Here is a 19,072-nt window from a genome sequence, read left to right on the forward strand (position 1 = left end):
GAAGGGCTGTGAAGAGCCTGGACTGACTTTCATGGCTATTACTCCGTGCTTGCAATTAAAGAGCTCTGGAGCCTTACTCCAGAGGCCCTTATTTAAGTGCGAGCCCCTGCATTGCAACCATCAGACCGCATGCAATTGAGTATCGGAAGACGCCACCTCACCTCGTAGGCACACGTACCTGCTCCCATTGCAGGCCAGTCGGCACATCAACATCCCACAACACACCGGGGTCTATCACATTCACCGGCGTAACCTGAAAAGCAGCGAATAAAGGCCTGGCTCCGCCATCCCCGGACAATTCCATCAGTGCTTGAGCGCACCCCCTTCCGAAGGCCACAGGATGCCCATACTTTTCCGTATGGACGGGCACCCGGATGGTATCGACGGTCAGTCCGGCGACCACGCTTTCAATCGTGGAGGTCAGAATGAATGGCATATCTCCCAGCACTATCAACCAACCCTCAGCGTCGCTACTGGCCGCAACGGCTTGCGCGATGCTGTCAGCCATGCCTGTGGAGCTCAGTGTCAGCACCTGGCAACCACGTGTTTGTCCGAGACGTATGATTTCAGCCTGGTCATACGCGGTTACCACCAAGCGCCTGCCCACACTGGGGGGCAAGTTGACCAGCACGTGGTCGAGCACCGAGCGCGTCACCCCGTCACGGCCCACGCAAGAGGCCAACAGTTTGTCCTGTCCCGTCACGGCACGAAAACGACTGCTGCGCCCCGCTGCCAGGATAATTGCGGCGATCAACCGGCCACCACCGCATCCGATCTTTTATGTGCCTGCTGCACGCCGTTCTTGATCGCGACGATTTGCGCCATCAGCGACAGGGCAATTTCCGCCGGCGTATGGCTGCCGATGTGCAAGCCGATGGGCCCATGCAAACGTGCAATGGCTTCTGCCGACAATCCCAACGCCGCCAGATTTTCCCTTCGCTTCTGACTGTTGACCCGCGAACCAAGGGCGCCAATGTAGAACGCGCTGGAATTCAACGCCGTGAGCAAGGCCATGTCATCCAGGCGTGGGTCGTGGGTCAGACAAACAATCGCCGTGCGTTCGTCGGTCTGGATATTCAGCACTGCTTCATCGGGCATGCCCGGTACGAAGCGGCCGTGGTGTTCCTCCCAGCCATACACAAACTCTTCACGCGGGTCGCAGATCAGTACTTCGAAATCGAGCAAGCGCGCCATTTCCGCGACGTAGCGCGACAGTTGCCCGGCGCCGATCAACAGCAGGCGCCAGCGTGGCCCATAGATGGCGCGCAGACGCTGGTCGTCAAAGGTGACTACATCGGTCTTGCTCGCGGCGCTGAGGGTCACCTTGCCAGTGGCCAGGTCCAGCTCCCGCGCAACAATTTGATGATCCTCACAGCGTGCCAGCAATTGCGCGACCCACGCCCAATCGTCCACCCGCTCTTCGGTCAGGCGCAGGGTGCCGCCGCAGGGCAGGCCAAAGCGCGCGGCCTCATCGCGGGTGACGCCGTAGGTCACCAACTGCACGGGCGAGCCGTTATCGGGCAAACGGCCATCCTGCAAGCGCGCGATCAAGTCATCCTCGATGCAGCCGCCGGACACCGAGCCGATCACCACCCCGTCGCCACGCAAGGCCAACATCGCACCCGGTGGACGCGGCGCGCTGCCCCAGGTCTGCACCACGCTGTACAACACCACACGTTGCCCGGCGCGGCGCCATTCAAGCACGCTGCGCAGGACATTCAGATCCACACTGTCCACAAAACCTCCCGCAAGCGTTTCAACCGATTCATTCACTGTAAAACAAAAGCCACTGCCGTGACGCGCAGAAACGCAAACGCCCCGAACCAGTCGGGGCGTTTGTGTGTTGCAGTCGGCGTTAGTTCACGCCATCTGCAGCTTACTTGACCACAGGTGCAGGGCCTTCGGCCACGCCCAGGTCGTCGATTTCGCGGGTTTCGGAGATACCGGTACCGCCGGATGCCAGCTCGCTTTGCAGCTTGTCGGTGTCCAGCTCCTTGACCCACTTGGCCACGACGATGGTGGCAACGGCGTTACCGACCAGGTTGGTCAGCGCGCGGGCTTCGGACATGAAGCGGTCGATACCCAAGATCAGCGCCAGGCCGGCAACCGGCAGGTGGCCGACGGCCGACAGGGTGGCAGCCAGCACGATGAAGCCCGAGCCGGTCACACCTGCAGCGCCCTTGGAGGACAGCAGCAGCACCAGCAGCAGGGTGATCTGGTGGGTGATGTCCATATGGGTGTCGGTCGCCTGAGCGATGAACACGGCGGCCATGGTCAGGTAGATGGACGTACCGTCCAGGTTGAACGAGTAACCGGTCGGGATGACCAGGCCAACTACGGATTTCTTCGCGCCCAGGCGCTCCATCTTGATCAGCATGCGCGGCAGTGCGGATTCCGAAGACGAAGTACCCAGCACGATCAGCAGCTCTTCGCGGATGTAGCGAATCAGCTTCAATACGCTGAAGCCGTGGGCGCGGCAGATGGCGCCCAGCACCACCACCACGAACAGGACACAGGTGATGTAGAAGCAGATCATCAACTGGCCCAACTGCACCAGGGAACCTACGCCGTAGGCACCGATGGTGAACGCCATGGCGCCCAGGGCACCGATGGGCGCCAGCTTCATGATCATGTTGATGATGTTGAACATCACGTGGGCGAAACGATCGATGAAGTCCAGCACCGGCTTGCCGTAGGCACCCAGGCGGTGCAGGGCGAAACCGAAGATCACCGAGAACATCAGCACTTGCAGGATGTCGCCGTTGGCGAAGGCGCCGACGATGGTGTTGGGGATGACATTGAGGATAAAGCCGACGATGCTCTGGTCTTTACCGGCGGTCACGTAGGCCGCGACTTTCGAAGCGTCCAGGGTGGCCACGTCGATGTGCATGCCGGCGCCCGGCTGCACGACGTTGACCACGATCAGGCCGATAAGCAGCGCAATGGTGGAAACGACTTCGAAGTACAGCAGCGCGTAACCGCCGGTCTTGCCGACCGATTTCATGCTTTGCATGCCGGCGATACCGCTGACCACCGTGCAGAAGATGATCGGGGCAATGACCATTTTGATCAGCTTGATAAAGCCGTCACCCAGTGGTTTTAGGGCCACGCCGGTCTGCGGGTAGAAGTGACCGAGCAAAATACCGATAACGATTGCGACGATCACCTGGAAATACAGGGATTTGTAGATTGGCTGACGAGTCGTCATTGCAAAGTTCCTCAATCGCACCGTGTGGCAAATATCCGCCATTGCCCACGACACTTGAATTGCGAACCCTCCTGCACTGGAGGGATTTGTTGTTGGCGAGGCCTGTAGGAACAATCCTGCGCTATGATCCTTATCGCAAACAGCGTGCCACTTTGCATGAAAGCGATGAAAGCCTTTGGACATCAGGGCTGGGGGCTGGCCGATACTTGGCGAGCGCGAAACCAAGTGGCGGATTTCCGCCGACCCACCCTGTCTCGTCCTACAATTTGGCGGATATCCGCCTTGCGACCCCGCCGGGGTGATGGCTACCCTCGGCCACTCCATGGACGAGGCCCTGTCATGCGTGAACGCACCATCGCCAGTCACTTCGCCCGCGCTGCCCTGGGGGGCGCGCGTCGCGCCGGTTACGACTACTCGGGCCTGCTGCAGCAGGTGGGTATCACGCCCGACCTGCTGAGCGAACCCCGTGCGCGTATCGCTCCGGAGCAATTTACCCGGTTGCTGCAAATGCTCTGGTTGGCGCTGGATGACGAATACCTGGGTTTCGCCCAGGCGCCGAGCAAGCGCGGCACCTTCGCCATGATGTGTCACGCGCTGATTCACTGCCGCACGCTGGGGAAGGCACTGGAACGCGGCCTGTTATTTTACAGCCTGTTCCCCCACGGCCCACGCTGGCAACTGACACGCGAAGGCGACAGCGTTCGCTTGAGCCTGGACGACTCCCCCCTGTGGGACCCGGACCACTTTCTCAGTGAATGCATGCTGGTGATCTGGCATCGCCTGGGCAGTTGGTTGATCGGCCAGCGTATTCGGCTGCATCAGGTCACCTTCAGTTATCCGATGCCGGCCCACGCCGGTGAATACGACCTGCTGTTTCCATGCCCCCAGGTATTTGCGGCGCCGAGCAGCAGCCTGGTGTTTCCCAGCCGTTACCTGAACCTGCCGCTGCTGCAGGATGAACGCACCCTCAAACACTTTTTACAGCGCTCCCCCGCCGACTTGTTGTCTCGACCGGATGAGGGCGACAGCCTGAGCAGTCAACTGCGCCGCTTGCTGAGCCGTGATCGCACGCCCTGGCCGGACCTGGAGGCGGTCGCCGAGCACTGGCATATCAGTCCACAGACACTGCGCCGGCATTTGCGTGAAGAAGGCAGCAGTTTTCAGGCGCTGAAGGATGAGCTACGGCGCGATATCGCCATCTACCACCTGGGGCGAGCGGACTTATCCTTGCAGGACATTGCAGAACAGTTGGGGTTTTCGGAACCGTCGGCGTTTCATCGGGCGTTCAAGAAGTGGACCGGTTTGACGCCGGGGGCGTATCGCGCGCAGGAAGGTTAAAAGGGAAGCTTGCCAGCCCCTCACAAGGCCGGAAAGTGAATCCTGAACGCCGCGCCCCCCAGCGCCGAATCACCCAGGGTCAACCGCGCGTGATAGCTCTCGATGATGTCCTTGACCACCGCCAACCCGATGCCCTGCCCCGGATGCTGACGATCAAGCCGCTCACCACGCTGCAGAATCCGTGCGCGCTGGTCCGGTGGCACACCGGGGCCGTCGTCTTCGATGCACAGTTCACTGCCGTCCAGGTGTTCCACAAGGCTGATACGGACCTGCTTGACGCATAGGCGGTAGGCGTTTTCCAGCAGGTTGCCGAGCATCTCGAGCAGGGCGCCTTTCTCGATGGGCACGTCGCACGCGTCCGGCAGGTCGAGGGACACGGTGACGCGCTTGTCCCGGTAGACCTTGTCCAACGTGTCACACAGGCTTTGCAGCACCGGCTCCAGGCGGACCTGGTGGCGGACCAGGCCGCTCTTGCGCAGGCTGGCGCGCTGCAATTGGTAGCCGATCTGCTGGCTCATGCGCTCGATCTGAGATTGCAGCACCCACGCCTGGCTGCGTTCTTCGGGGCGCTGGGCCATGTCTTCGCTCACACCCTGCAATACCGCCAGCGGGGTTTTCAGGCTATGGGCCAAGTCATCCAGGGAGTCGCGGTAGCGCGCCCGCTGCTCACGCTCGCTGTGCAGCAAACGGTTGAGGGAACCGGTGAGGCGCAACAGTTCCCGGGGATGCTCTTCGCTGAGGCTTTCGCGGGTGCCGCCTTCGATCTGGTCCAGCTCCTGGCTCAGGCGCCGCAGGGCCTGCAGCCCCCAGGTCAGGCCGAGCCAGAGCAGCGTCAACAGCACCAGCAACGCCGCGCCGAACCCCAGGTAGAGATTCTCGCGCAGGCCTTCGAGGGTCAGTTGGTATTCACGCACCGGTTGCAAGGCGACGATGCTGAAAGCCGCGCTCTTGCCGCCCAACAGACGGACCTCGACGTCGTAGACGAAGAACTCCTGGCCGTTGGCTTCGCGAATGCGCGCAAATTCGTTGCCGCGCCCATCGTAGCGCGGCTTGTAATTGATGTTTTCTTCCTGGGTCGCCCGCGAGCGCCATACCAGGTGGCCTTCCCGGTCATAGATGTAGCCGAGCAGGCGACTGTCGGTCAGATTGAAACGCTCATCGGGCAACTGCGCCGGCATGAGCAGCCGGTTATTTTCCACGCGTGCCGCAGAGATCAGTGTGGTGACATCCGACGCAAGGCGCTGCTCGATGGAATCCTGCAGCGCCAGGCTGAAAGCACCTTGCATGGCGGGCAACAAGCCCAGCATGAACAGCACCGCCAGGGTGGCGGCGGCCAGCATCAGGCGCACACGGAGCGAGCGAATCAACGGCAGCGCTCATTGAACAGGTAGCCCAGGCCGCGCACGGTGTCGATCGGCTTGAACCCGGCCGGGCCTTCCAGTTTGCGGCGCAAGCGGCCGACCAGCACTTCGATGACGTTCGGGTCGCGCTCGTCGTCATCGGGATAGAGCTGCTCCATCAAACGGTCCTTGGCCACCACCTGTTGATGATGGCGCATCAGGTATTCGAGGATGCGGTACTCGTAGGCGGTCAGCGCCAGCGGTTGTTCGTCCAGCGAGGCTTGCTTGCGATTGAGGTCCAGCAGCAGGGGCCCGGCGACGATGGTGGACTGGGTGAAACCGCTGGAGCGGCGCAGCAAGGCGTTCATCCGCGCCTCCAGCTCTTCGAACTGGAACGGTTTGACCACGTAGTCGTCGGCACCGGCAGCCAGGCCTTCGACTTTGTCCTGCCAGTTGCCGCGGGCGGTCAGGATCAGGATCGGAAAGGTCTTGGCCTGGGTGCGCAGTTGCCGGATCAGGTCCAGGCCGCCCATGCCGGGCAGCCCCAGGTCGATGATCGCCAGGTCGTGGTTGAATTGGCCGGTCTGGTACAGGGCTTCCTCGGCATTGGCCACGGCTTCGACGACGTGGCCGCTGTCGGTCAGGCGGGTAAACAGGTGATGACGCAACAGCGCCTCATCTTCCACCACCAGCAATTTCATAAGGCTCTCCAAGGCAATTCAACAGTCCGAGCGAGGGATATCATAGCGGCCCTGCAGGTCTTGCGGGCGCAGTTTAATGCCATTGTAGTGGCCAGACTGAGGCGCGTAACCGATGCGGTAACCCGGTTGAGGCGCTGTAACCAACGACTGGCCCCACGGTGCGGCCTGAACGTTCATCTCTTCGAAGCTGACACGATGGATCAGGTTGCTGGCTTTTTTGCTTTTCTCTCGGCCAAAGCCGGCAAACGTGCTATCGCTGGCTTGCACACCGGCGGTGGCACTGAGCATGGTCAACGCCAACAGCAGTTTCTTGATCGCAGTCATGGTGGTTACCTCGTAAGCGTTCAGGCTGTGGGGTCCACACTACGCAAGCGCCCCTGAACTCCCCCTGAACGGGCTCTGAACCCGGACTGAACCGCAACCTGCTATGCACCACGGACTATGCACTGACGCGCCAACTCGGCAAAATGTCGCGCATGACGCCCCTACCCGCCTGCTGTACCCCACTCGATGCCCATTGGCCGCTGCCTGCTCCCTTGCCGGGCACGGTGTTCCTGAGCACGCGATTCGACCCGGCCTTATTGAACCCCGGTGATTTCCAGCGCAGCGCCGTGCCGCCACCGGCGAGCATCCAGCGTTCGGTGGCCAAGCGCCAGGCGGAATTCCTCGCCGGCCGCCTGTGCGCCCGCGAAGCGCTGCGGCGACTCGATAACCTCGATTGCGTGCCGGCCATCGGCGAAGACCGCGCGCCGATCTGGCCAGCGCACATCAGTGGCTCCATTACCCACAGCACCGGCCACGCCGCGGCGATCGTCGCGCACAAGGCGCAGTGGCGCGGGCTGGGAATGGACCTGGAGAACCTGCTGACGCTGGAACGGGCGCAACGCCTGGCGGGTGAGATACTTACTCCCGATGAAATGCAACGAATGGCCAGCCTGCCGCGCGAGCACACCGCCCTGCTGGTGACGCTGACATTTTCGATCAAGGAGAGTCTGTTCAAGGCGCTCTACCCGCTCGTGCACAAGCGCTTTTATTTTGAGCATGCCGAAGTGGTGGAATGGTCGCAGGCCGGGCATGTGCGGCTGCGGTTGCTCACGGAGCTGTCCAGTGAGTGGTGCCATGGCAAGGAATTGGAGGGGCAATTTGGGGTGGCGGGGGAGCAGTTGTTGAGTCTGGTGGCGGTTGGCGCCTGATAGACCGCTATCGGGGGCAAGCCCCCTCCCACAGGGGAATGCATTCCAAATGTGGGAGGGGGCTTGCCCCCGATGGCGGTCTCAGGGTTTCCCCTGTTCTCTGGGCCAACTCAGACTGAAACACGCCCCGCCCAGGTTGTTGCTCTTGCTGATCAACGCCCGCCCGCCATGCCAATAGATAATCCGCCGCACAATCGATAACCCCAGGCCGTGCCCGCCCGAGGCGCGGGTGCGGCTGTCGTCCAGGCGCAGGAACGGGGTGAACACACGTTCCCAGGCGCTTTCCGGTATGCCGGGGCCATCGTCCTCCACGTCGATACGGCAACGCACCTGGCCTACCTGATAACTGATCAACACCTGGCCCTTGGCGTGGCGCATGGCATTGCTGACCAGGTTCTGCAGGGCGCGGTGCAGGTAGCGGGGCTCGGCATCGACCCAGGCGTCCTCCCGATGCGCCGATGACGGGTAAATCCCCCGGGTGACGCTGACCTGCGGGCGCAGTGGCGACAATTCGCCGATCACCTGATCAAGCAACGCATCGAGGTCGACGCGCTGGAAGTCCAACGCCGGCGCGCCCTGTTCCAGGCGGGCATAAGTGAGCATCTCATCGACCAGGCCATCGAGGTCCTGGATATCGCCGTCCATGCCCTCCAGGTATTTGCGCCGGGCCTCGGCGGTGGTGGCGTCGCCCAGCATCTCCAGGCCGAAGCGCAGGCGCGCCACCGGCGTGCGCAGCTCGTGGGACACTGCGCGCACCAGTTCACGCTGAATCGCCAGCAACTGCTGCAAGTGCTCGGCCATGCCGTTGAACGCCGCCGCCAACCGCCCCACCGAGTCGACGCCTCGCGCCGGTACGCGAACCTCCAGGTTGCCCTTGGCGATGCGCGTGGCCGCCGCCTCCAGCCCCTTGAGCCGGCGCTCGAGCTGGCGCACCAACAGGTAGACGATCAGACCGATCAGGGTCAGGCCGATCAGCGCGATCAGGATCAGCCATTGCGCCGGGTACGGGTTCATTTGATACAGCGGGCCGATCTCCAGCACCCACGGCGTGCCGACCATGCCGGCAAACACACGGATCGAATCACCGCCCTTGCCCAGGGCCATCACCGTATCGCCTTCGGCCACGCGACGGCGCTGGTCGTCGTCCATATCGGCCTGGTCGAGGGTCATCAGGTGCATCTCGAAACCAAAGCCCTTGGCCTGCTTGAGGTCAGCCAGGCGTTGCGGCTGCTCGGCCACCGGAAACCGCACCAGTTCGTCGGCCAGCAGGTAGATAGTGGCGCGGGCCAATTGCTCGCTGATCTGCTGCACTTCGCCGGTGAGCACCCATTGCTCCTGTTCGCTGACCAGACGCAGTACCCGCGCAGCATGGGGCCCCGTCTGCTCCACCAGGACCTGGCCACGTTGCAGGCGCTTGCGCTGGCTCATGTCCAGCTGCGCGTCGGCGAAGGTGCGCAACTGCAACGGAATGCCCAGCAATCGCTCCCACACCGCCAATGCGCGCTGGCGTTCGATGGCGCTCATGGGCCGCAGATTGTCGCCCATCAACGCGAACGTGCCATGGGCCAGGCGCTCGCGGTATTGGCCGCTGCGCACATCGTTGAGCAAGTGCAGGGCCAGCACCCCCAGCAGCGCGACCAGGATCAGCGCGGCGCACATGCCGCCGTAGATGCGCAGGAAGATCGAGTTCACAGTGGCATGTCGGCAGCGGCTTCGGGCACAAACAGGTAGCCTTTGCTGCGGATAGTCTTGATCAAGCGCGGGTGGATCGGGTCATCGCCGATCTTGGGGCGGATACGTGAGATGCGCACGTCAATCGACCGATCCTGGCCGTCGTAACCGACGCCGCGCAAGGCGATGAAAATTTCTTCACGCGTGAGAATACGCCCGGCATTGGCCACCAACAGCCACAGCAGGTCGAACTCGGCACTGGTCAGTTCGATGCCGCCCTGGTGCAGCCAGGCCTCGCGCAAGGCGTTGTCCACCACCAACGGGCCGAACTGCAGGCGGCGCTGGTGCTCCACCACCACCGCTGCCGCCGGTTCGCTGCGCCGCAGCAAGGCCTGGATACGTGCCAGCAACAGGCGCGGGCGCACGGGTTTGCACACGTAGTCATCGGCGCCCATGTCCAGGCCGAGCACCTGGTCCATGTCATCGGTGCGCGCCGTCAGCATCAGGATCACACCGTCATAGCGCTGGCGTACCGTGCGGCAGATGCTCAGGCCGTCTTCGCCCGGCAGCATCAGGTCGAGGATCACCAAGTCAGGCTGCTCGGCGATGATGCGCGCCGCCGCCAGGGCACCGTCGTTCTCCACCGACACGCGCAGGCCGTTGCTCTCCAGGTATTCGCGGGTCAGCTCGGCCAAACGTTCGTCATCCTCGACGATCAATACCTGCCAGGGATCCTGTCCCATGGGTTGTCCTCATTGTTATAGGAAATTCTTCCGGCCGAGACGGTCCAGGCACAGCCTGTTTGTCATGTATTGAGGGCATAACGAGGGTCGATTGTAGCCATGGGCCAACCCATAAGCACAAGTCGGGAAATCGATTCGGTCATGGCGTTTTTTTGTGATAGGGTTCGCGCCCTCCGAAAATGGCCAGCTTGTTTTGGCGTCGAAACATTTAATGACAAACGGCGCAATCCAGTAGTAATGCGGCCTACACAGCCATTCACCCTTTCTTACACATTTTACTCACAGTGTTATCCACAGGTTAGTGCGTTGCTAACACCCGTAAAACGCATTATCTTGTACCTCGGCACTTCAAGAGACCCTACATGTAGGGTTTTTGAGAAAACTGCCCAACCACATAAGCGACTCGAAATTCAAGCGTTTTATTGCTGGCGCAACGTGGAACCAACCGATTTTCAGTAGACCAAACCGCTCACGCGGATGGCAGCTGTTTTTCATCCGAGACATGGAAAACGGTACGGGTGTTGCAGGAAAGCCTGGCACTCGCAATCAAATATAGAACGTGGAGACAACCCCCCATGCAAACCGACACAACTCGCGAGAACCCGCAGGGCTCCGTGCCGCAGGCCGCTGATTCGAATCTGGATCTGGCCGCCACCGCACCTGGCCAATTGCGTGTGATCAAGCGTAACGGCACTGTCGTTCCTTACACCGATGACAAAATTACCGTCGCCATCACCAAAGCGTTTCTTGCAGTTGAAGGCGGCACCGCTGCCGCTTCGTCGCGCATCCACGACACGGTTGCCCGCCTGACCGAACAAGTCACCGCCACCTTCAAGCGTCGTATGCCATCGGGCGGCACTATCCACATCGAAGAAATCCAGGACCAGGTTGAACTGGCCCTGATGCGTGCCGGCGAGCAGAAAGTTGCCCGTGACTACGTGATCTACCGCGATTCGCGCGCCAAGGAACGTGCCGTACACGCGCCATCCGCCGAAGCCGTGCAAGCCCACCCGTCGATCCGCATCACCCTGGCCGATGGCAGCTTTGCGCCACTGGACCTGGGCCGCCTGAACACCATCATCACCGAGGCCTGCGAAGGCCTGGAAGAAGTCGACGGTGACCTGATCCAGCGCGAAACCCTGAAGAACCTGTACGACGGCGTGGCCCTGACCGACGTCAACACCGCCCTGGTGATGACCGCCCGTACCCTGGTTGAACGCGAGCCGAACTATTCGTTCGTCACCGCGCGCCTGCTGATGGACACCCTGCGTGCCGAAGGCCTGGGCTTCCTGGGCGTGGCCGACAGCGCCACCCACCACGAGATGGCCGACCTGTACGCCAAGGCCCTGCCGGCTTACATCGCCAAGGGCATCGAATTCGAATTGCTCAACCCGATCCTGGCCACCTTCGACCTGGAAAAACTCGGCAAGGCGATCAACCACGAGCGCGACCAGCAGTTCACCTACCTGGGCCTGCAAACCCTGTACGACCGTTACTTCATCCACAAGGACGGGATCCGCTTCGAGCTGCCGCAAGTGTTCTTCATGCGCGTGGCCATGGGCCTGGCGATCGAAGAGAAGCAGAAAGAAGACCGTGCAATCGAGTTCTACAACCTGCTGTCGTTCTTCGACTACATGTCGTCGACCCCGACCCTGTTCAACGCCGGCACCCTGCGTCCACAGCTGTCGAGTTGCTACCTGACCACCGTGCCGGATGACCTGTCGGGCATCTACCACGCGATCCACGACAACGCCATGTTGTCCAAATTCGCCGGCGGCCTGGGCAACGACTGGACGCCGGTGCGTGCACTGGGTTCGTACATCAAGGGCACCAATGGTAAATCCCAGGGCGTTGTGCCGTTCCTCAAAGTGGTGAACGACACCGCCGTTGCCGTGAACCAGGGTGGCAAGCGCAAAGGCGCTGTATGTGCCTACCTGGAAACCTGGCACATGGACATTGAAGAGTTCATCGAGCTGCGCAAGAACACCGGTGATGACCGTCGTCGTACCCACGACATGAACACCGCCAACTGGATCCCTGACCTGTTCATGAAGCGTGTCTTCGATGACGGTCAGTGGACTCTGTTCTCGCCGTCCGAAGTACCGGACCTGCACGACCTGACCGGCAAGGCCTTCGAAGAGCGTTACGAGTACTACGAAGCCCTGGCCCAGTACCCTGGCAAGATCAAGCTGTTCAAGACCATCCAGGCCAAAGACCTGTGGCGCAAGATGCTGTCGATGCTGTTCGAAACCGGCCACCCATGGCTGACCTTCAAGGACCCGTGCAACCTGCGCAGCCCGCAGCAGCACGTGGGCGTGGTCCACAGCTCGAACCTGTGCACCGAGATCACCTTGAACACCAACAAGGACGAGATCGCCGTCTGCAACCTGGGCTCGATCAACCTGCCGAACCATATCGTCAACGGCAAGCTGGACACCGCCAAGCTGGAACGCACCGTCAACACCGCCGTTCGCATGCTCGATAACGTTATCGACATCAACTACTACTCGGTGCCACAGGCGCAGAACTCCAACTTCAAGCACCGTCCGGTCGGCCTGGGCATCATGGGCTTCCAGGACGCCTTGTACCTGCAGCACATTCCTTACGGTTCCGATGCTGCCGTCGAGTTCGCCGACAAGTCCATGGAAGCGGTCAGCTACTACGCGATCCAGGCTTCCTGCGACCTGGCCGACGAGCGCGGCGCCTATGAGACGTTCCAGGGTTCGCTGTGGTCCAAGGGCATCCTGCCGCTGGACTCGCAACAGATCCTGATCGAACAGCGTGGCCAGAAGTACATCGATGTTGACCTGAACGAATCCCTGGACTGGGCGCCGGTACGTGCCCGCGTGCAGAAAGGCATTCGTAACTCCAACATCATGGCCATCGCACCGACCGCAACCATCGCCAACATCACTGGCGTGTCGCAGTCGATCGAACCGACCTACCAGAACCTGTATGTGAAATCGAACCTGTCGGGCGAGTTCACCGTGATCAACCCGTACCTGGTCCGCGACCTGAAAGCCCGCGGCCTGTGGGACTCGGTCATGATCAACGACCTGAAGTACTACGACGGTTCCGTGCAGCAGATCGAACGCATCCCGCAGGAACTCAAAGAGCTCTACGCCACTGCGTTCGAAGTGGACACCAAGTGGATCGTTGATGCCGCCAGCCGTCGTCAGAAGTGGATCGACCAGGCACAGTCGCTGAACCTCTACATTGCCGGCGCTTCGGGCAAGAAGCTGGACGTGACCTACCGCATGGCCTGGTACCGTGGCCTGAAAACCACCTACTACCTCCGTGCCCTGGCCGCGACCAGCACCGAGAAGTCGACCATCAACACCGGCAAGCTGAACGCTGTGTCCAGCGGCAACCATGGTGATGACTCGGTTCTCGCCGCTCCGGCCGGACCTGCGCCAGTGCCTAAGGCTTGTGCGATTGATGAGCCGGATTGTGAGGCTTGCCAGTAAGCTGAGCCCGACTTGGGGTTAACCGCCCGAGGCTGGAAAGCCCCCGACACACTGTATCGGGGGCTTTTTTTTGCTCAAAAAAAACGTGTCTGTGCCTTAGAACAATACGGTCGCGATGCCCGACTGAGGCACACCGCCCCGCTGCCCCCACAATTCAATCCGACCGTTGATCACGGCCATCGAATGACCGCCGTACTCCACCGTCCCCACCTTGCTGCTTCTCAAGTCGGAATCCGTGGCCGGCCTGTAGTGACCTTTCAGACCCAGCCGATCAAGACCTTCACGAGAATACTCACCGTCGTTGAGGCTGTTCATCGCAGCCTGGAAACTGCGACCTGCGGTGCCATCATTGTTTTCCATCTGCGCCCGCTTGGCACTCGCGGCGTACATAAAATTGGCATCCGTCATCATCGCTGGATCATCGCCCTTGAAACGAGCGTGTGTCGCAGCCTGCCTCACTTCGTCTTTGGTCAATGAAAGCTTGAAGCCATCTCGCATCGTGACGTCATAACCACTGCTCGTCTCCTTGACATCCTTGAAGACATCTGTGGGTTTTTGACCGAACTGCATCATTGCGGCTTTTATGGCGGAAACGGTGACACAGTTACCATCAGGTCCTTGGCTGAAACCACTCCAGATGTTGTCTGGTTTTTTCCCTGGATTGCTTTTGTCAGGCTTGTAGTTGAAATGCTTTGAGCCTTCGGTGATCGGCTTGTTACTCATGGACTCGCTGGGGCCGAACCCGCCCGGGCTTACTCGCCCACCCCCTCGGCCACCACCGCCACCAGGCGGCGTGGGTGATGGCGCGGGTGGCGTTACATCTTCATCGGGAAACAATTCCTTCAACAACTGCCGAAGAAACTCGAGAAACTTGTCATCAGCATCATTGATGAGCTTGTTGAGAATCTCTTTGAATTTTTCATCGCCCAGTTGCTCGCGCAGCTTGTTCAATTTATCGCGCGCGTCTTGAACCGCTTGCGTTTTTCCGGTTTGCTGCGCATCGAACATTTCGTTCAGCAACTTTTTGACCGCGATCACTTCGCCGCCTGGCGTGACCGGGGTTGAACCCCCACGCACCTCCTCGCGCCCAAACACTGCGCCTCCAGCGCCGGGCCCGAAAACACCTGAACTCCACATACCCGTCCCCTTGATTGGCGAACCTCTCAGGTCCTGGCCGATCAGTGGCAGAACGGGGATACCGCGTTCCTTCCTCCAGCATTTCAATGAGTAACCTGATGCACATCAGGCTATTTTCTTACGCCCACAAAAAAGCCCCTCTTAAGAGGGGCTTCCTGTGAAACGCTGGCGAATCACGTCATCTGAATGATGGTCTGCATGATGGTGCTCTGGGTGGAGATGGTCTTGGCGTTCGCCTGGTAGTTGCTCTGGGCCTTGATCAGGTCCACCAACTCGTTGGTCAGGTTGACGTTGGAGTTCTCCAGGGAGTTGGCCACGATCGAGCCCAGGGTGCCCGCTTGCGGGGTGTCGTAACCCGGTTGGCCTGAAGCGAAGGTCTCTTTCCAGGTGGTGCTGCCGGCAGGTTGCAGGCCTTGTTCGTTGTTGAAGCTGGCCAGCGAAATCTGGCCGATGGCCTTGCTCTGCTGGTTGCTGAAGGTGGCGAACATTACGCCGTTACCGTCGATCTTCAGGCCGGTGATCTGGCCGGTGGCATAGCCGTCGGTGACCGGAGGGTTGCGGTAGGTGGCCGAGTTGTACTGGGTAATGTTGGCCATGTTGACGGCAATCCCACCTGGGTTGGCGTCCGCACCGTTAGCCTTCCACACGCCATTGGTCACCGTACCCGGGACCCAGCCGGCAACGGTAAGGGTCTTATCGGATACACCACCGGTCACGACGCTGGTGAGCTTGCCTGCGCCATCGAAGGTCAGGGTCGACGCCACAGGTGGCGTCGAGGGCGTACCGGTTGGAGCCGAACCATCGGGGTTGCGACCGTCGATCAGGGTGTAGGCATTCCATTTGTTGCCGTCGGTTTTCACCAGGTACTGCACCATCGGGTGAGCGTTGCCCTGGGAATCGTACAAGGTGGTGCTGTATTGCGTGGTGAAGGTATCGGTCTTGGTGGGATCGAACGGCTTGGCCGCTTGATCGATCACCGGCTCCGAGGAGTTCAGGTTACTGGTGGAGTCCACTTTGGTGGAGGCCTTGGGCGGCAAGTTCGTCAGGTTCAGTTGCAGGTCGGTCAGGCCGCCCTTGATGATTTTGCCGTCATCATCCGCCGCGTAACCTTGCAGGCGCGAGGTACCGGTGTTGTTGGTGATGTAGCCGTCCTTGTCGGCACGGAAGGCACCGCTGCGGGTGTACTCCAGCGAACCGTCGCTGCCTTTCTGCACGAAGAAGCCGCCGCCCTGGATCGCCATGTCCAGAATGCCGCCGCTGCCATTCACATCGCCCTGGGTGAATTGCTGCGACACCGCCGCCAGGTTCACGCCATTGCCGATGCTGTTCTGCCCGGTGCCCAGTTTGGACGCCGCGTAGATGTCCGCGAACTCCGCACGGGACGACTTGAAGCCCGTGGTCGCCACGTTGGCGATGTTGTTGCCGGTCACGTCCAGTTGTTTGTTGGCCGCATAGAGGCCGCTAAGGCCGATATTAAAAGACATGTTTCTCTCCCTCTGCCGTCGTTAGCCGGCTCTATGTACCGATAGTCTGAATTTGCGACAGCTTGACGCTGCCCATGCCGCCTGCAAGGTTGAGCAGCATTTCGCCGCCGGTCTTGCTCAGCGTTACGCTGGTTACCGTGGCCGGCAGCGAAGTGGCCAGGGCAACCGCGTCGCCCTTGTCGTTTTTGGTTGAGGCCGCGAAGGTGTAAGTACCCGCTGGAGCGACCTCACCGTTGTCGTTCTTGCCATCCCAGATAAAGTCCGACGAACCCGCGCTCTGGGCGCCCATATCGAGGGTGCGCACCACATTGCCGTCCTTGTCGGTGATCTTGACCGAGACGTTGCCCGTCGCCGCCGTCACCGCCACCGAACCGGTCATGCTCTTGCTGGTATCGACCAGCGCCTTGTCGGTCTGGGTGATGATCGAACGTCCCACCAGCGACGAAGCCTGCAACGCCTGCGAAGAGCTGAAGTTGCTAGAGATGTTGTTTACCGAGTCGTTCAGGGTGTTGATGCCTTCCAGGCTGCTGAACTGCGCCAACTGGGCCACGAACGCACCGTTATCCTGTGGCGACAACGGGTTCTGGTTTTTCAGCTGGGTGACCAGCAGTTGCAGGAATGCATCCTTGCCCAACGCCTGGTTGCCGGTGGCGGCCTTGGAAACATTCGCTACATTGTTTGACGCGTCCTTGACCTTGGAATTGAACAGGTCCTGGACCGCTGAGTTGTTCGAGGTATCAACGATGGCCATTATTTGGCGCCCCTTATCACTGACCCAGGGTCAGGACCTTCTGCATCATGGTTTTGGCGGTGTTCATCATTTCCGCGTTGGTCTGGAACGAACGGCTGGCGGAGATCATGTCGGCCATTTCCTCGACCACGTTGACGTTGGGGTAGTAGACATAACCCTTTTCGTTCGCGGCCGGATGGTTGGGCTCGTAACGCGCTTCGAGGTTGCTCTGGTCTTCGACCACACCGAGCACCTGCACGCCTTGCCCTGCGGCATCCTGGTTCTGGAACAGCGAATCGCTGCCGCCGCTCTGGCCGCCCTGGAACATGGTGGCAAACACCGGATGGCGGGCACGGTAAGTCTGGTCAATGCTCGAGGACACGGTCTCGGCGTTGGCGATGTTACTGGCGACGGTGTTCAAACGCGTGGTCTGCGCGCTCATGCCACTGCCGGCAATATTGAAAACACTGGACAGGGACATGGCTTATTCTCCACGCAGGGCTGACATCAGCCCTTTGAATTTGCTGTTGAGCAGGGTAAAGCTAGCCTGGAAGTTCACCGAGTTTTCGGCGTAGTTCGATTGTTCCAGTTGAGCATCGACGGTGTTCTGGTCGATCGACGGTTGCATCGGCGTGCGGTACAACAGCGACTCATCACCACTGCTCAGGCCTTGCGCTTCGATATGACGGTTGTTGGTCATGTTCAAGGCGAAGGTGCCGTTTTTGGTTTTGTCCTGCTGTGCAGCGAGCACGGCGGAGAAGTCCAGGTCCCGAGCCTTGTAGTTCGGGGTGTCGGCGTTGGCAATGTTGTTGGCCAGGACTTCGGCACGCTGGGCGCGGAAGCCCAGGGCTTGTTCGTGGATACCGAGCGCTTTATCGAAGCTGATGCTCATGGCGGAGACCTTTAGGCTGACCTGCTGTTCGTTAGCAGGGTTATAGCAAGGTGCATGCCAATATGCTCAAGCCCCGTATATCATGGGTTTGCGGGAGAAATGCCAGTGGCGATGCCAGAAAAGCGGCAAGTGCTTTCCGCGTGGCGCCAGTAAAGCGGCAATGGAAGGATTGCCGCTCCCCGTTGAAATTGCCGCGAAACAAATGTGGGAGGGGGCTTGCCCCCGATAGCGGTGTGTCATGTCATGAATAGCTGACTGACCCACCGCCATCGGGAGCAAGCCCCCTCCCAAATCTTTACCGCGTAACTGTTGTTATTTGGCCTGGTAGATGATTCCCGGGCTGCATTGGACCATCTGGTAGTGATCGGGCAATCCGTTCAAGGCCTCTGAAGCCCCGAGGAATAGATACCCGCCGCGCTTGAGCGTGCCATGGATGCGCAAGAGGATGTCTTTCTTCACTTCGGCCGAGAAGTAGATCAGCACGTTGCGGCAGAACACCATGTCGAACTTGCCCAGGCTGGCGTAGCTGTCGAGCAAATTGAACGAGCGGAACTCGACGCGGTTCTTGATCGGTGCCTTGATCGCCCAGCGCCCTGCCCCCTTCGGGTCAAAGAAGCGTTGCAGGCGTTCCTGGGACAGGCCTCGGCCCAGGGCCAGGCTGTCGTACTCACCAGTCTTGCAGTTGGTGAGCATGCTGCCGGACAGGTCCGTCGCCACAATTTGCGCGCCGGCTTTCAACTGGCCCATGTTGGTCCGTTCGAATTCGTCGATGGACATGGAGATCGAATAGGGTTCCTGCCCCGAGGAGCATGCCGCCGACCAGATACGCAGGCGCTGGCCAGGGCTGGCCTTGATGGCTTCCGGCAGCACTTTGTTCTTGAGCACCTCAAAGGGGTAGGTATCGCGAAACCACAGGGTTTCGTTGGTGGTCATGGCATCGACCACCATCTCCTTGAGCCCGCTGCGCGGCTGCCCCTGGATCCGCTGGACCAACTCACCCAGGGACTTGATGCCCTGCTGTTCCATCAGCTTGTTGAGACGGCTGGATACCAGGTACTGCTTGTTTTCACCGAGCAATATGCCACAGGCTTTTTCCAGGAAAACCCGGAACTGTTCGAAATCCAAATTACCCGTAGACACTGATACCGCCTCTTAAATCGTGTGATCG

At 60.4% G+C, this 19,072-nt stretch carries 17 protein-coding genes; 3 read left to right on the plus strand and 14 right to left on the minus strand.

What is annotated here, in order from left to right; all coding sequences use genetic code 11:
• Positions 1-157: 157 nt before the first annotated feature.
• From BOP93_RS20245 to BOP93_RS20255, 3 genes are all read right to left on the minus strand, one after another.
• Positions 158-754, minus strand: coding sequence for a nucleotidyltransferase family protein (locus BOP93_RS20245; RefSeq protein WP_104504425.1), 597 nt, complete (start codon positions 752-754; stop codon positions 158-160).
• Positions 751-1,737, minus strand: coding sequence for an XdhC family protein (locus BOP93_RS20250; RefSeq protein WP_104504426.1), 987 nt, complete (start codon positions 1,735-1,737; stop codon positions 751-753). The genes BOP93_RS20245 and BOP93_RS20250 overlap by 4 nt, the downstream gene beginning before the upstream one ends.
• Before the next feature lie 139 nt (positions 1,738-1,876).
• Complete coding sequence (locus BOP93_RS20255) at positions 1,877-3,208, minus strand: dicarboxylate/amino acid:cation symporter (protein WP_065884792.1); 1,332 nt, start codon at positions 3,206-3,208, stop codon at positions 1,877-1,879.
• Positions 3,209-3,547: 339 nt separating this feature from the next.
• Here BOP93_RS20255 and BOP93_RS20260 point away from each other — a divergent pair, with 339 nt between their 5' ends.
• Positions 3,548-4,546: an AraC family transcriptional regulator gene (locus tag BOP93_RS20260; RefSeq protein WP_104504427.1), complete on the plus strand. Its 999-nt coding sequence runs from the start codon at positions 3,548-3,550 to the stop codon at positions 4,544-4,546.
• Between the two features lie 20 nt (positions 4,547-4,566).
• Here the strand turns inward: BOP93_RS20260 and BOP93_RS20265 are convergent, their stop codons facing one another.
• The 3 genes from BOP93_RS20265 to BOP93_RS20275 are packed head-to-tail and all read right to left on the minus strand — an operon-like array spanning position 4,567 to position 6,911.
• Complete coding sequence (locus BOP93_RS20265; protein ID WP_057726436.1) at positions 4,567-5,913, minus strand: ATP-binding protein; 1,347 nt, start codon at positions 5,911-5,913, stop codon at positions 4,567-4,569.
• Entirely contained in the window at positions 5,910-6,587 is a 678-nt protein-coding gene (locus BOP93_RS20270) for a response regulator (RefSeq protein ID WP_010208358.1), read from the minus strand. The genes BOP93_RS20265 and BOP93_RS20270 overlap by 4 nt, the downstream gene beginning before the upstream one ends.
• Positions 6,588-6,605: 18 nt before the next feature.
• Complete coding sequence (locus BOP93_RS20275; RefSeq protein ID WP_104504428.1) at positions 6,606-6,911, minus strand: hypothetical protein; 306 nt, start codon at positions 6,909-6,911, stop codon at positions 6,606-6,608.
• Positions 6,912-7,063: 152 nt separating this feature from the next.
• Between BOP93_RS20275 and BOP93_RS20280 the strand changes: the two genes are divergently transcribed.
• Positions 7,064-7,780 carry a 4'-phosphopantetheinyl transferase family protein gene (locus tag BOP93_RS20280; RefSeq protein ID WP_104505334.1) on the plus strand — a complete coding sequence of 239 codons (717 nt, stop codon included), beginning with the start codon at positions 7,064-7,066 and terminating at the stop codon, positions 7,778-7,780.
• Between the two features lie 81 nt (positions 7,781-7,861).
• Here the strand turns inward: BOP93_RS20280 and BOP93_RS20285 are convergent, their stop codons facing one another.
• Both BOP93_RS20285 and BOP93_RS20290 read right to left on the minus strand, forming a co-directional pair.
• The gene (locus BOP93_RS20285; RefSeq protein ID WP_104504429.1) at positions 7,862-9,472 is read right to left on the minus strand and encodes an ATP-binding protein; all 1,611 of its coding nucleotides are present in this window, start codon (positions 9,470-9,472) and stop codon (positions 7,862-7,864) included.
• A complete protein-coding gene (locus BOP93_RS20290; RefSeq protein ID WP_104504430.1) occupies positions 9,469-10,194 on the minus strand; it encodes a response regulator in 726 nt (241 codons plus the stop codon). The genes BOP93_RS20285 and BOP93_RS20290 overlap by 4 nt, the downstream gene beginning before the upstream one ends.
• 575 nt (positions 10,195-10,769) lie before the next feature.
• Between BOP93_RS20290 and BOP93_RS20295 the strand changes: the two genes are divergently transcribed.
• Entirely contained in the window at positions 10,770-13,661 is a 2,892-nt protein-coding gene (locus BOP93_RS20295) for a ribonucleoside-diphosphate reductase subunit alpha (RefSeq protein ID WP_104504431.1), read from the plus strand.
• 96 nt (positions 13,662-13,757) lie between these two features.
• On the opposite strand, the gene BOP93_RS20300 is transcribed toward BOP93_RS20295, so the two are convergent.
• The 6 genes from BOP93_RS20300 to cheR form a co-directional block, all read right to left on the minus strand.
• Positions 13,758-14,798, minus strand: coding sequence for a hypothetical protein (locus BOP93_RS20300; protein WP_420220242.1), 1,041 nt, complete (start codon positions 14,796-14,798; stop codon positions 13,758-13,760).
• 173 nt (positions 14,799-14,971) lie between these two features.
• Positions 14,972-16,282: a flagellar hook protein FlgE gene (gene flgE, locus BOP93_RS20305; protein WP_104504432.1), complete on the minus strand. Its 1,311-nt coding sequence runs from the start codon at positions 16,280-16,282 to the stop codon at positions 14,972-14,974.
• A 31-nt stretch (positions 16,283-16,313) separates the two neighbouring features.
• Positions 16,314-17,033, minus strand: a complete 720-nt coding sequence (gene flgD / locus BOP93_RS20310) for a flagellar hook assembly protein FlgD (protein WP_104504433.1) — start codon at positions 17,031-17,033, stop codon at positions 16,314-16,316.
• 16 nt (positions 17,034-17,049) lie between these two features.
• Entirely contained in the window at positions 17,050-17,493 is a 444-nt protein-coding gene (gene flgC / locus BOP93_RS20315) for a flagellar basal body rod protein FlgC (RefSeq protein WP_024076985.1), read from the minus strand.
• 3 nt (positions 17,494-17,496) lie between these two features.
• Positions 17,497-17,904 carry a flagellar basal body rod protein FlgB gene (flgB, locus tag BOP93_RS20320; protein WP_104504434.1) on the minus strand — a complete coding sequence of 136 codons (408 nt, stop codon included), beginning with the start codon at positions 17,902-17,904 and terminating at the stop codon, positions 17,497-17,499.
• Positions 17,905-18,216: 312 nt separating this feature from the next.
• Entirely contained in the window at positions 18,217-19,044 is an 828-nt protein-coding gene (cheR, locus tag BOP93_RS20325; RefSeq protein WP_104504435.1) for a protein-glutamate O-methyltransferase CheR, read from the minus strand.
• Positions 19,045-19,072 lie beyond the last annotated feature (28 nt).

This window comes from Pseudomonas orientalis (assembly GCF_002934065.1).
GTDB classification, from domain to species: Bacteria; Pseudomonadota; Gammaproteobacteria; order Pseudomonadales; family Pseudomonadaceae; genus Aquipseudomonas; species Aquipseudomonas orientalis_A.